Raw genomic sequence first — 14,312 nt, forward strand, 5'->3', positions numbered from 1 at the left:
AAATCAGTGATGCCGATTCTTATCTTTCAAATGAATGGCTTTCCTTGCTATTTTTCAACAACAGGCTTGTATTAACCAAATTGCAATATCCTTACCTTTGTGTCATGAACACAATCCCATCCTTAACGCTTCAGCATAATGTTAATCTGAAGTCTTTCAATACATTCGGCATGAATGTGAGTGCGCTTGATTTTGTCGAAATCACTGACGAAACCCAACTTCCTGCGCTATTGCGTATGATAAATCAATACCAGGGAAAGGTTCTTTTTATGGGAGGAGGCAGTAATATGCTTTTTACAGGGAATTTCAATGGCCTTGTGGTAAGAATATTAACCAAAGGAATTGAGATTGTGGATCAGGACGATGAATTTGTTTACGTGCGGGCTATGGCAGGTGAAGTATGGGATGATTTTGTCCAGTATTGTGTCAGAATGAATTATGGTGGCCTTGAAAATTTGAGTCTGATTCCTGGTAATGTTGGAAGTAGCCCGCTTCAGAACATCGGAGCCTATGGTGCCGAAATAAAGGATACTTTTTATATGCTCGATGCTGTGTCATTGCGCACCGGCGAGTTTCGTGAGTTTTATACTGATGAATGTGATTTTGGATACCGCAGCAGTGTATTTAAGCATGAGCTCAAAGGGCAATATCTGATACTTTCAGTGACTTTCCGATTGAGAAAAAACCCATTGCTGAATGTTTCCTATGGTGCTATTGCTGCCGAACTTGAGAAAATGGGCGAGAGCCCGTCGGTAAAATCAATAGCCAGGGCAGTGTGTAATATTCGTAGAAGCAAGTTGCCCGACCCCCTTGAGATTGGCAATGCCGGAAGTTTTTTTAAGAATCCGGTGGTAGATAAGGCTATGTTTGAAAAATTAAAACTTGCTTTTCCTGATATGCCTGCTTATCAGGCCCCTGAAGGTTATAAACTGGCTGCCGGATGGCTCATTGAAAAGTGCGGATGGAAGGGGTTTCGCAAAGGAGATGCTGGTGTTCATGCACATCAGGCTTTGGTGCTGGTTAATTATGGAAATGCCGGTGGCATTGAAATTCTGGAACTTTCAAGGCAAATTATCGATTCAGTAAGTCATAAATTTAATGTGATACTCGAACCCGAAGTTAACATTATTTGATTATGATCTTTTTTTTGCACATACAGCATTAGAAGTCCGGCATTGCCGGATTTTTTTTTATCCCGTATATTAGCATTCCGGTTTACGAAAGTCTCACTAAATACTTAAGCCATGAATCCTGCTCTGGTTGGTTTTATTGTTTACTTGCTGGCAATGCTGGCTATCGGATTGATTACATATGCCAGCAATGAGTCTAACCACGATTACTTTTTGGGAGGACGTAAAATGAATCCCTGGGTGGTGGCGCTTTCAGAGCGCACTTCGGGTGAGTCGGCCTGGCTTTTGCTCGGACTTCCGGGTGCTGCGCTCGCTATGGGCATAGTTGAACTTTGGACGGCTCTTGGATGCTTGTTGGGAATTTTCTTTTACTGGTATGCCATAGCCTTCAGGTTGCGAAGACTCTCAGAGAGTTTTAATGCCATAACATTACCTGATGTTTTTGCCAATCATTTTCAACAAGGTGGTTTCATCATTCGCTTTGTTGCTATGGTGATTATTGTTTTCTTCTTTACATTTTATCTTGCTGCTCAATTCAACGGAGCAGGCAAAGTGTTGTTTGTGACATTTGGAATTCCGCCTCTGACCGGAATGATAATAGGAGCATCGGTGATAATTCTTTACACGATGCTGGGCGGTTTTCTGGCGGTTGTGTGGACTGATTTTGCACAAGGTATATTGATGTTTGTTGCACTGGTAATTCTACCTGTGGCAGGTTTGGTTGAAGTTTATTCAGGTGGTCATTCGCTGAACCAGGCTTTAAGTGGTTTCGGAGGACATTATCTGAGTATTACAGGCGGTAAGTCAGGATGGGCAGCGGTTGCAGTAGTAATTGGCGGACTAAGCTGGGCTTTCGGTTATATGGGCCAGCCTCATTTGCTAACGAAGTTTATGTCTATCAAAGATCCCGACAAACTGAAAACAAGCAGAAAAATTGCATTTATCTGGGCTGTGCCCGCATTTTCGGGAGCCATGGTGATTGGCCTTGCTGGTTTGGCTTTATACGGGCAAGGTTATTTTACCGATGTTGAGCAAGTTATGCCTCATCTGGCAACCAGTCTGCTTCCTCATTGGATTGCCGGTATTCTTATTTCAGCAGCTATTGCCGCTATGATGTCAACAGCCGATAGTCAATTGCTGGTCATCTCTTCAACTGTTTCTGAAGATTTTTGCCATCATATTCTTGGGCTCCATCTTTCTTCACGAGTTATGGTCAGACTTAGCAGAGTGGTGACTCTTTCGGTAGGGCTTGTTGCTTTTTTAATTGCCATTACTTCAGATAAACTCATATTTTCAATGGTTTCTTACGCATGGTCGGGCCTGGGAGCTTCTTTTGGGCCTCCCATACTGCTGATGTTGTGGTGGAATAAAATTACCTGGAAAGGGGTGCTGGCCGGAATGCTAACAGGCTCAGTATCAACTGTTGTCTGGTCGGAAATCAGCTGGCTTGATCAATTAATTTCTGTCAGATTTGCATCTTTCATACTGGCACTGGCAGCTGTGGTTCTGGTAAGTTTATTAACAGGTAAAAAATCAAATCTGTCTCATGCATGAGCTATGGTTTTCCTGATGGATTCCCAAAGTCGTTCGGCTGATTTGTCCCAGGTAAATATTTGAGCTCTGACCGAACCAGCCTGAATGAGATTCATGCGTAAAGATTCATCTGTTGAAATTTTTTCCATCGCCATTGCGATGTCTTCAGGGTTAAACGGATCTATCAGCAAGGCTGCATTTCCTGCAATTTCAGGCATGGAGGTCACATTAGACGTAATTACCGGCACTGCACATCGGAAAGCTTCAATGATGGGGATTCCAAAGCCTTCAAAATAAGATACATAGGTGAGTGCTGTAGCCGAACCCATCACATTGCGCATGTCGCTTGATTCTAATCTGCCAGCGAAAATAACGTCATTCTTATATTTCATCTGGTTAAAAACGGAAGCAATCTCGCCTGTCCACCACTTACGGGCACCTCCAATCAAAAGCTTTGTATGACTTCTGTCCTGCTCTCTGAACAAATCATATGCCCTGAAAAGATTAATCAGGTTTTTGCGAGGGTGTAAGGCTCCTATGAAAAAGAAATATGGATGCCCGTTGGTATATTTGTCGCGTGTATGAAGTTTGGTTTCATCACTCACAGGTAAGTAACTTTCATTGGCGCCATTGTATACCACATCAATTTTATCAGCATCAATGCCGTATTGTTGGGAAATGTCTTTTTTTGAGAATTCAGATACGGTTGCAATCCGATTTGCTTTTTTTGCGTATTTTCTGAAAAAATGCCGGTAATACAACCGTTCGGCTAAAGGAACGTCTTTAGGATAATGTTCAAAATTCAAATCGTGAAAAACAGTAAGTGAGGGTATTTTTGAGCCTAAAGAAAGATATCCGTCAGGTGAAAGGAAAATATCAGGCTTTATACGCTTTAAAACAAATCTTACTGAAATCTCAAACCAAATATAATATAAAAACGGATGACGAGCCTGAGGTCCTGTAACAACCGGATGAACATTGTTTCCAAAGATAAACTCCTGATGAAAAGGTCGGTCAAATATGAAATAGAATTCATGCTCAGGATGAGAAATCACCATCCTTTTGAGATTCTCAAATGTAAACCATCCTATCCCTTCAAGCCTGCCGTTCAATAACAAACGCGTGTTAACTGCAATTTTCAAAATGTTCCGTTTTACATCCTTTCAGCATTAATATTGCTGCAAGAGATGAAATGATAAAATAATAATGATATTTTTGCGCAAATTTATAATTAATACGATTCAGATGCAGGGTAATCATTAAAACCTGTATAGTAAAGTTCACGAACTTATTCAGTTCATCATTAAAAGGCATGCAACGTAAGTTTTTTACCAACCTTGGTTTTCTTCTTTTTCTGAATCTGCTGGTTAAGCCATTCTGGATTTTTGGCATTGACAGAACTGTGCAAAACGTGGTTGGTGCCGAGGATTTTGGGTTTTATTTTGTCGTTTTCAATTTCTCCTTTCTTTTTAATATTCTCCTTGATTTTGGAATTACCAATTTCAATAACAGAAATATTGCGCAAAATAGTCAGTTGCTGAATAAGCACTTTTCCAGTATTCTCATTATGAAGATATTACTGGCGGTGGTGTATTTTCTCATTACTTTTGCAGCCGGATTGTTATGGGGATACAGGGGGGCAGAATTGCGCATGCTTGCCTTCCTGGGGTTCAATCAATTTTTGATTTCTTTTGTGTTGTACCTCCGGTCTAATATCTCAGCGCTCTTCCTTTTTAAAACTGATAGCATTATTTCTGTGCTCGACAGGATTATCATGATTGGCATTTGCAGCGTCTTGTTATGGGGCAGAGCAACGGGATCCGTCTTTAAAATCGAATGGTTTGTATATGCCCAAACCTCTGCATATGTATTGACTGCGCTTGTGGCTTTGATCATTGTTGTTAAAAAAGCCTCATTCAGAAGATTAAACTGGAATTTTCCCTTCTTCATGCTTATTATGAAGCAAAGCCTGCCATTTGCTATATTGGTGCTGCTCATGACTTTTTACAATCGCATTGATTCTGTGATGATTGAACGTTTGTTGGGAGGTGTTCAGGGAAAGGAACAGTCCGGAATATATGCGCATGCATATCGTTTGCTCGATGCTTCCAATAATATTGCCTATTTGTTTGCCATTTTACTTCTGCCTTTGTTTGCCAGACAGATAAAGTTGAGGGAGAAAGTTGATAATTTGGTGAAACTTTCCTTTACATTGCTTTTTGTTGTTTCGGTAATTCTGGCCGTGTCTTCCTATTTTTACAGTTTTCAGATTATGGATTTGTTGTACGATCATCTGATAATGGAATCGGCTTCCGTTTTTGCTGTATTAATGGGGTGTTTTGTTGCCATTTCAACCACATATGTTTTTGGAACTCTGCTAACAGCTAACGGAAATCTCAAGCAGTTGAATTTGCTGGCTGGCGGTGGAATGTTGTTAAATCTGGTACTGAATGTTTTGCTTATTCCGCGATATGGCGCACTGGGCTCAGCATGGACCAGCCTCATTACTCAAAGCCTGATGGCTGTTTTGCAGGTTATTCTTGCTGTTGTTTACTTTAAAATGAAACCGAATTTCAGATATTTAACTTCTCTGGTTCTTTTTGTGATAGGGGTCATCGTTATCAACATTTTCTCACTTCAGCTTCATTTAAACTGGGTACATGCATTTTTTCTTATGCTGAGTTTATCGTTTTTACTGGCTGTCAGTCTGCAATTGCTCAATATAAAGAATTTTATAAAAATTGTGGCCGACAATAAGAAATGAGCGGTATTATTGTGAAAAATGGATAACAATTATGAAAAAAAAATCCATACCTTTGGCCCTCTTTAACAAACCAACATTCCAATATGCAGGAGAATAAGTTTGCAGAAATCAGGGATTTTGACTCTTCCAGCCTGGGGATGTTTTTATTCTCTTGGCGTAAACACCTGATCATTGTTAGTATAGCAGCCGCATTACTTGCTCTTATTTTTTCGTCACCGATCTTTATTACGCCGCTGTATAAATCAACCGTAGTATTGTTTCCTGTGTCTAGCAATTCGGTTTCAAAAGCCCTGTTGACTGATCAACCCGCTGCCAAATCCGATATTCTTGAGTTTGGAGAAGATGAGCAGACCGAACAAATGCTGCAGATTCTTAGTTCCAGTCAGATTCGCGATAAAGTCGTGCAAAAGTTTAACCTGATGGAGCATTACCAGATTGATGCTAAATCAAAATATAAATATACCAGTCTATATCATCAATACGACAACAATATTACCTTTCGTCGTACTGAATTTATGGCAGTAAAGATTACGGTGCTTGACCGCGATCCTCAGATGGCTGCCGATATTGCCAACACTATTTCAGAACTGCTGGATTCTACCAAGAACAATATGCAGCGGGAACGTGCATTGAAAGGCTTCAAAATTGTAGAGCAGGAATATAACCGCCTGCAAACTGAAATCAATACCATGGAAGATTCATTGCGCAAAATACGCGAAATTGGTGTTTTTGACTATGAATCGCAGTCTGAAATGATCAATCAGCAGCTTGCTATTGAAATAGCACATGGGAATACCCGTGGTATCAATGCATTAGAAGATAAACTTTCATTGCTGGCCAAATACGGAGGTGCTTATGTGTCTCTCAGAGATATGCTCGAACATGAGAAAAAGCAGCTTAGCTATTTGAAAGCACGTTATGAAGAAGCTAAAGTTGATGCTGAAGAAAATCTGCCTCAGAAATTTATTGTAGAATCAGCCTACAAAGCTGAACGGAAATCATACCCGGTTCGCTGGATTATAGTTTTGGTTTCTACCATATCTGCTTTTCTGTTGTCAATACTGGTAATTATTAGTATTGATAAGTTCGGGAAGCAGAAATCAGTTAAAAAAAAACTCTTGAGTGGAGCAAAGTCAGCCTAAAGCTCAATATAATGGATAATATCAAGCCAACTATGGACAATTATTTCAATAATATCCACCTGATGAGGATATTCATTAAGTGGAAATGGCATCTGCTAAGTATCGTTTTATTTGCAGCAGTGCTTGCTCTGATATTTTCGGGCTCGTTTTTTATTAAGCCTAGGTATAAATCTTTTGCCTTGGTTTACCCGTCCAATATTGCTCCTTATTCTGATGAAAGCGAGTCAGAACAAATGCTGCAATGGCTTCAGTCTTCTGATATCAAGGACAGTATAATCAAAAAATTCAATTTGTCGAAGCATTATAAGATTGACTCTTCTTATAAATACTACTATTCTACAATGAATCACCTTTACAGGCAGAATGTAGAGATTAATAAAACTCAATGGGAGTCTATTGAAATACAGGTAACAGATACTGACCCTGTAATTGCGAATGAAATGGTTCTTTCAATCATCGATTTTTGTAATAAGAAAATCAGAAAGATACACAGAGATAAATATTTTGAGGTTGTGTTAAGCCTCGGCCGCACACTTCAGGAAAAAAAGGCGGAGTTAGACAGTGTTGAAAAGCAACTGGCTGACCTCAGGGTCAATTATGAGTTAATTGATTATGAAGCTCAATCGCGGGAAATTACCAGAGGATATCTTAGAACTGTTGACGGATCAAATTCTACCAACATTAATATGAAGGATGTCCTTCGTATGAAGTCAAATTTTGAGCAAAAGGCCGGTGAAATGGCTATTCTTACACAACGCAGAAATGATATTCTGCATATTTATGCCGAATTTGAACTTAAATACGATCAGGCATTTTATGATGCTCAAAAAGAATTTACTTTTACCAATGTTGTTACGCCTCCTGTGGTCGCCGATAAAAAAACATATCCGGTCAGGTGGTTAATCATGTTGTACTCTGTGGTTGCCTCTCTCTTCTTCGGAGTAGTGGTTATCTCTGTGATTGAGAATCGCCATATCAACGAAGAATTTAAAGCCTCAACCAAGGCTTAATTGATTATCATTATAATCAGCTCAAAGTGTTGGCAAATATTAAAGTCAAGTGGTTTTATATTTTAAGCGGATTATTTGTTCTGCTTAACTCCTTATTGATTATGAAGGAGTTCTATTGGGGAATTATCATTCCACTTGCAATTGTTGTTGCTTTGCTCTATATTTTTTGGCTCGATAAACTGTTGCTTCTTATCGTATTGGTTACTCCGTTATCCATTAATCTGGCTGACTCCGAACTGGGCATTGGCATATCACTGCCTTCTGAGCCTCTGATGGTAGGCGTATTGTTACTATTTCTGCTTAAAACGATGTTTCATGGCCATTATGATAAGAAAATACTGAAACATCCGGTTACTATCGCTATTTTCTTTAATCTGATATGGTTGCTGATTACCAGTATTACCAGCCAAATACCCATTGTTTCATTTAAATTCCTGGCAGCCCGTTTGTGGTTTGTTGTACCCTTTTATTTTCTGGGCATTGTATTGTTTAAAGATGTCAAAAATATCACCCGCTTCAACTGGCTATATGTGGCTTCTTTGATTATTGTTATCATCTATACTACTGTTCAACACGCTTCTTATGGCTTTGCTGAAAAGCAAGGGCATTGGGTAATGAAGCCTTTCTATAACGATCATACCGCTTATGGAGGCATTCTGGCTTTCTTTATTCCTGTTATGATTGGTTTTGCAATGGATAAAGCACGCTCACGTACTTACAGACTATATGCTTTACTTGCTTCTGCAATCATTTTTATAGCTTTGTTTCTCTCCTATAGCAGGGCGGCCTGGGTTAGTTTAGCTGTAGCTTTTATTGTGTTGTTTCTGATTGTTTATAAGATTAAATTCAGATGGATTATTTCAGGACTGTTGGCCCTGGTGGCTTGCTTCTTCATGTTTAAGTCTGAAATCTTATATGTTCTGGAAAAAAATAAACAAGATTCCTCGGCCAATTTTATTGAGCATGTGCAGTCTATTTATAATATTTCCTCCGATGCTTCAAATCTGGAGCGAATCAACCGGTGGCAGTCAGCATTCAGAATGTTTGCCGAGCGGCCTGTCTTAGGCTGGGGGCCTGGTACCTACCAGTTTATTTATGCTCCGTTTCAGCGGTCGAAAGAGCGTACCATTATCAGCACCAATGCAGGCGATTTGGGGAATGCACATAGTGAGTATATCGGGCCGCTTTCTGAACAGGGCTTACCAGGCTTGTTAAGCATTCTTTCCCTGATTGCAGTTATAGTTTGGACAGGTATCAGGGTATATATCAAAGCCCGAAACAGGGAAATTCGCCTATTCAGTATCATACTCGTACTTTCTCTTGTTACCTATTTTATTCATGGACTTTTGAATAATTTTCTGGATACAGACAAAGCTTCGGTTCCATTCTGGGGTTTCTTTGCCATGCTGGTGGCCTTGGATCTTTATCACAAAGACAAGACTGACGACGTGGTTGTTACTACCGATGAACCGTCTGCTGATTTAGAAAAATGATTATTCCTTCCCACACAGGCTATTTATTTTTTCTTTCATTGTAACTCTTGAGCAATTATCCCGTCTAGTTGTTGTCAACAAGTGGCTCTTACGTTTGATTCCGGACAAACCTGTGTACAATTATGGACATCAGTAAAGCGTGATGAAATTGAGAGGAACTGGCTAATAATCAGATTAACAGGTGTTTAATTTGTTGGCACGTAATTTGAAAACAAATATTTTATCCTAAGACATTGAGTTATGAAAATAGAATTAAAGGCAAATGAGGTTGTTGTGAGGGCAACAGATACGTTTCACTGCTCCGGTTCTTCTGAAACGAAAGGGAAGCTGATTATTACCAATCAGCGTATATATTTTAAGTCGCTGGAAAACGAACAGGCGCTGCCCGATTTTGAGTTATTGCCAAAAGAAATTAAGGATATTCTGTTTTACAATATCCTTAAGTTCATTCCGCGTGGTTTAGATGTCATAACAATTGACGGACGTCAATTCAGGTTTAAAGTAAAAAACCGAAATGAATGGTGCCGGCATATTGCCTCGATGTGTTAAAAAATCGAGAATTACTCAACACTATTCAGCGAGCCAATAATAGAGGGCAATTGTCTTAAAGCAGCGATTTCGCGCCATTTTTTTCTGGCTTCATCAGCCGGAATGCCAAAATATGTTTTGCCGCCTTCGAGGCTTTTTCCGACACCGGAAGTGGCCAGTATTATAGCTCCTTTGCCAATAACCAGGTCTTTGTTGATAACAACCTTGCCCCACAGTATTACATCGTCTTCGATACGGGTTACGCCTGCAATAGCGCAATGGGATCCAATGAGGCAATTGTTGCCGATATAGGTGTCATGTCCAACCTGCACATGATTGTCAAATTTGGTACCTTTCCCGATGAATGTATCTCCGGATACGCCTTTATCAATAGTGCAAAGTGCTCCCACTTCAACATTATCGCTGATAACAGTACGTCCACATGATTCAAACTTACGGTAACCTTCGGGTTTCCGTTGAAAATAATAGGCATCGGCTCCAATCACTGAATTGGAATGGATAATGACATTGTCACCCAGCACGCAATGATCATAAATGCTTGCATTAGCATGAATAATGCAATTGCGGCCTATAGTTACATGGTTTCCGATAAACGCATTGGGCTGTATGATGGTTCCTTCTCCAATTACTGCTGAAGGGCTGATAGAAGCTGTTGCTGGTTCAAAAGGTCTGAATCGTTTAACTAACGATACATATGCTGCAAAAGGGTCGGAGTGGAAGATGAGTGCTTTTCCAGCAGGGCAGGGTACCTCTTTGTTGATAATGATAGTTGTCGCCTTAGAGTTCAGGGCTTTATCATAATATTTTGGATGGTCAACAAAGGTGAGGTCGCCAGCTTCGACCATGTGAATTTCATTCAGGCCTGAAATAATGAATTCAGGGTCGCCAGCATATTTGGCGTCAATTAACTGTGAAATTGAACTCAGTGTAAATGCAGGAGAAAGTTTCATTGGATAAATTGTTAAGGTAAAAAAAACCGGGCTGTTGCAAAGCAGGCCCGGTTAAAAGTTTGTGTGTTAAATCAGGATTTTACTCTTTCTGAATACTCACTGGTGCGTGTATCCACTTTAATCCGTTCACCTTCATTGATAAACAAAGGTACGTTAACAATAGCTCCGGTGTCTACTGTAGCTTTTTTCAACGTATTGGTTGCGGTGTCGCCACGAAGTCCGGGTTCGGTATAGGTAACAGTAAGTTCAACAAAAGGAGGAAGGTCGCAATTCAGGGGAGTTTCAGTTTCAGCATGAAACAGAATTTCAACGCTTTGTCCTTCTTTAAGGAATTGCGGGGCATTGATAATAGCTTCTTCAATTGAAACCTGATCATAGGTTTCACTATGCATAAAATTATACCCGTTATCATCTTTATAGAGATACTGATATGGCCTGCGTTCAACACGGGCGATATCAATTTTTACTCCGGCACTAAAAGTATTGGGTATTACTTTGCCTGTTTTAAGATTTCTGAGCTTTGTTCTTACAAATGCAGCGCCTTTGCCTGGTTTAACATGCTGAAATTCTACCAATGAGTATAATTCACCGTTAAATTCAATACAGATGCCGTTTTTAAAATCAGCGGTTGTTGCCATAAATTCTGGTAATTGTTATTTTTGGTACAAAGGTAGCCTTTTTATCCAATTCCGCAATACCTTATGGCTTCATTTTAAAGCAGTCAGCTAAAATGATGCCCGGGTTTGCTTTATTGAAAGATGGTCGAATTTTCAAATTGCCTGGCTTTCTTGTAATCTTCAATGTTTATATTTGATGTGCAAAAAGAGTGCTCAGCAGTAATTGAATTGGAGCTTACAACAATTAAACGATCGCGCATTGTTTTGGAAACCATGTCATTATACCAGTCAATTCCGTTGTGGTCAAGATTGGTAATAGGTTCGTCAAGCAAAAGCACAGGGGTGTCGCTCATTATAGCCAGGGCCAGTTTTAGTCTTTGCTTCATGCCTGATGAAAAGTACTTTAACGGTTTGTCTGAATTCTTTTCGAGCTGGCACATTCTGATAAGTTCCGGGGTCGACATATTACGGACCAGTGGTTTCATTCTGCGGTGAAAGCAAATCATTTCAGTCAGCGAGAATTCCTCAATAAGCTCTATGTAAGGTGCCGCAATTGACATTAGCCTGAAAGCCTGCTCAGGCTTGATTTCAGCCCCTTTGAATAAATAGGTTGCTTTGCCTGTGGTTGGCATAATGGCAGATGCAATGACCTGAAGAAGTGTAGATTTTCCAGAGCCATTTGATCCCAGAATAACGACTGACTCACCTCCGGAGAGCGTGCAGTTCAGTTCGGAGAAAATCCAATCGTTGTTATATTTCTTGCCTGCTTTTTCAAGCGTGATGGTTACCATTTCAAATAGTTGTTCAGAACAGAGTTGGGTGTGTGGCTTGTTTTGCTGTTTGTATGTGCAGTGCGTTGCAGTTAAATTTGTTTGGTGTATCCTTTCATGATACCCCTGCTCGAGTTAGAGATAAACGAAATAATTTCATCACGTTCTGAAGTTGCCGGAAGATTGGCTTCAATATACTCAAGTGCCTGACTTACATTGTTTCCTTTCAGGTAAATATACCTGTAAATATCCTGGATTTCTCTGATTTTTTCAGGTGTGAATCCTCTTCGGCGCAAACCGATGGAATTAATACCAACATATGAAAGTGGTTCCCGCGCAGCTTTGGTAAATGGGGGTACATCTTTACGAACCAATGAGCCTCCTGATATCATTACATGCGACCCAATGTTAACAAACTGATGTACAGCCGATAACCCGCCAATAATTGCCCAGTCGTCAACTGTAATATGTCCTGCAAGAGTTGCTCCATTGGCCAGAATTACATTGTTTCCAACCACACAGTCGTGTGCAACATGCACATAGGCCATAAGCAAACAATTGTTTCCGACTACGGTTTCATAATTGGCTTTTGTTCCGCGGTTAATGGTCACAAATTCGCGAATCACAGTGTTGTCTCCAATTCTGACAATACTGTCTTCGTTGTTGAATTTTAAATCCTGCGGTACTGCTGAAATAACGGCTCCCGGAAATATTTTGCAGTTTTTGCCGATGCGGGCTCCTTCCATAATGGTTACATTTGAACCAATCCAGGTGCCTTCACCAATTTCAACGTTTTTTTCAATATTTACAAAGGGCTCTATTACAGTATTCTTGGCAACAATTGCCTGTGGATGCACGTAGGCTAAAGGTTGATTCATATCAGCATTTGGGTTTTTTGGTGATTTGTGCCATTAGTTCAGCTTCAGTCACAATTTTGTTGCCTACATAAGCTGTTCCACGCATATGGCTGATGCCCCTGCGAAATGGAGAAATTAGTTCGAGATGGAAAATGAGTGTGTCGCCGGGAACTACTTTTTGTCTGAAGCGCACATTTTCTATTTTCAGAAAATACGTAATGTAGTTTTCAGGATCAGGTACTGAACTCAATACAAAAATTCCGCCTGTCTGTGCCATTGCTTCAACAATTAAAACACCAGGCATTACAGGTTCGTCGGGAAAATGTCCCACAAAAAATCCCTCATTCATGGTCACATTTTTTAATCCTACAACATCGTGATCACTCATGTTGAGGATTTTGTCAACCAACAAGAAAGGAGGTCGGTGCGGAAGAATTCTCTTAATGTCGTTGATGTCGTATAAGGGAGCTTTCCTCAAATCGTAAGCCGGAATAACGGGCTGCGCATTTTCGCTTTTGATGTGATGCTTTAATAATTTGGCAAACTCGGTATTGGCATGATGTCCGGGCCTGCTGGCTATTACATGGCCTTTTATGCGGGTTCCGACTAACGAAAGATCGCCGATGACATCCAGCAGTTTATGTCTGGCTGGTTCGTTCGAGAAGTGCAGCTCGAGGTTGTTCAGTATGCCTTCTTTTAATACTTCTACCCTTGGTTTGTTGAAAAATTTGGCTAAGCGATCTAACTCATCCTGTTCTATTAGCCGGTTGACAAAGACAATGGCATTGCTTAAATCGCCACCTTTAATCAGATCGTTCTTTATCAGGTATTCAAGCTCATGTAAAAATACGAATGTGCGGCAGGCGCTTATTTCTGAGGCGAAATCGTTGATATGACTCAAATGGGCATTTTGAGTACCTAAAACTTTGGTGTCATAATCAATCATTACCGAAACCTTGTATGTTTCATCCGGCAGTATCAGCAATTCGATATTCTTTTCAGGATCGGAGTAACGCAGAACTTCTTTGATTTTGAAGTATTGCCTCTCGGCATTTTGCTCAACTATACCTGCTTTTTCAATGGCTTCAACATAAAATCTCGAACTGCCGTCAAGTATTGGTGTCTCGGTACAATCAAGATCTATCAGCACATTGTCCAAATCCATACCAGTGAGGGCAGCTAATACATGCTCAATGGTACTTACTTTAGTGCCGTTATGTTCCAGACTTGTACCGCGCGATGTATCCACTACGTGGTCGGCATCGGCATCAATAACAGGCTGACCAGGCAGATCAATTCTGCGAAATTTAAATCCATGATTTTCCGGAGCAGGTCTGAATGTTAATGTAACATCTTTTCCGGTATGAAGTCCTGCACCTGATATGGTTGCAGCTTCTTTTAACGTTTTTTGTTTTTCTGACATACGGCTGGCAAAATTACAAAATTTTATTATACAGAAACTCTTATTTATTTGGTTGCAAATCAGCGCATAAGGGA

At 40.2% G+C, this 14,312-nt stretch carries 13 protein-coding genes; 7 read left to right on the top strand and 6 right to left on the bottom strand.

Translation table 11 applies throughout. The annotated features are described in order from the left end of the window. Window positions 1-104: 104 nt before the first annotated feature. Together murB and H6541_02365 are read left to right on the top strand one after the other, a co-directional pair. Window positions 105-1,133, top strand: coding sequence for a UDP-N-acetylmuramate dehydrogenase (gene murB, locus H6541_02360; GenBank protein ID MCB9014609.1), 1,029 nt, complete (start codon window positions 105-107; stop codon window positions 1,131-1,133). A 111-nt stretch (window positions 1,134-1,244) separates the two neighbouring features. Beyond that, a complete protein-coding gene (locus tag H6541_02365; protein MCB9014610.1) occupies window positions 1,245-2,684 on the top strand; it encodes a sodium/proline symporter in 1,440 nt (479 codons plus the stop codon). Here H6541_02365 and H6541_02370 read toward each other — a convergent pair. Next, a complete protein-coding gene (locus H6541_02370) occupies window positions 2,675-3,805 on the bottom strand; it encodes a glycosyltransferase family 4 protein (protein MCB9014611.1) in 1,131 nt (376 codons plus the stop codon). The genes H6541_02365 and H6541_02370 overlap by 10 nt on opposite strands. A 170-nt stretch (window positions 3,806-3,975) precedes the next feature. Between H6541_02370 and H6541_02375 the strand changes: the two genes are divergently transcribed. From H6541_02375 to H6541_02395, 5 genes are all read left to right on the top strand, one after another. Next, the gene (locus H6541_02375; GenBank protein ID MCB9014612.1) at window positions 3,976-5,427 is read left to right on the top strand and encodes an oligosaccharide flippase family protein; all 1,452 of its coding nucleotides are present in this window, start codon (window positions 3,976-3,978) and stop codon (window positions 5,425-5,427) included. 83 nt (window positions 5,428-5,510) lie between these two features. After that, on the top strand, window positions 5,511-6,569 hold the full coding sequence (locus tag H6541_02380) for a hypothetical protein (GenBank protein ID MCB9014613.1): 1,059 nt from the start codon (window positions 5,511-5,513) through the stop codon (window positions 6,567-6,569). An 11-nt stretch (window positions 6,570-6,580) separates the two neighbouring features. Next, entirely contained in the window at window positions 6,581-7,579 is a 999-nt protein-coding gene (locus H6541_02385; GenBank protein MCB9014614.1) for a hypothetical protein, read from the top strand. A gap of 101 nt (window positions 7,580-7,680) precedes the next feature. Next, entirely contained in the window at window positions 7,681-9,072 is a 1,392-nt protein-coding gene (locus H6541_02390; protein ID MCB9014615.1) for an O-antigen ligase family protein, read from the top strand. A gap of 240 nt (window positions 9,073-9,312) precedes the next feature. Beyond that, the gene (locus H6541_02395; protein ID MCB9014616.1) at window positions 9,313-9,621 is read left to right on the top strand and encodes a hypothetical protein; all 309 of its coding nucleotides are present in this window, start codon (window positions 9,313-9,315) and stop codon (window positions 9,619-9,621) included. 11 nt (window positions 9,622-9,632) lie between these two features. On the opposite strand, the gene H6541_02400 is transcribed toward H6541_02395, so the two are convergent. From H6541_02400 to H6541_02420, 5 genes are all read right to left on the bottom strand, one after another. After that, window positions 9,633-10,571, bottom strand: coding sequence for a UDP-3-O-(3-hydroxymyristoyl)glucosamine N-acyltransferase (locus tag H6541_02400; GenBank protein MCB9014617.1), 939 nt, complete (start codon window positions 10,569-10,571; stop codon window positions 9,633-9,635). A 71-nt stretch (window positions 10,572-10,642) separates the two neighbouring features. Further along, window positions 10,643-11,209, bottom strand: coding sequence for an elongation factor P (gene efp, locus H6541_02405; GenBank protein ID MCB9014618.1), 567 nt, complete (start codon window positions 11,207-11,209; stop codon window positions 10,643-10,645). A gap of 110 nt (window positions 11,210-11,319) precedes the next feature. Then, a complete protein-coding gene (locus H6541_02410; GenBank protein MCB9014619.1) occupies window positions 11,320-11,979 on the bottom strand; it encodes an ATP-binding cassette domain-containing protein in 660 nt (219 codons plus the stop codon). Between the two features lie 71 nt (window positions 11,980-12,050). Then, complete coding sequence (gene lpxA, locus H6541_02415) at window positions 12,051-12,836, bottom strand: acyl-ACP--UDP-N-acetylglucosamine O-acyltransferase (GenBank protein MCB9014620.1); 786 nt, start codon at window positions 12,834-12,836, stop codon at window positions 12,051-12,053. Window position 12,837: 1 nt separating this feature from the next. Then, window positions 12,838-14,238 (bottom strand): bifunctional UDP-3-O-[3-hydroxymyristoyl] N-acetylglucosamine deacetylase/3-hydroxyacyl-ACP dehydratase, encoded by a 1,401-nt coding sequence (locus H6541_02420; GenBank protein MCB9014621.1) that lies wholly within the window; start codon window positions 14,236-14,238, stop codon window positions 12,838-12,840. Window positions 14,239-14,312 lie beyond the last annotated feature (74 nt).

The organism is Lentimicrobiaceae bacterium, assembly GCA_020636745.1.
Taxonomy (GTDB): domain Bacteria; phylum Bacteroidota; class Bacteroidia; order Bacteroidales; family Lentimicrobiaceae; genus Lentimicrobium.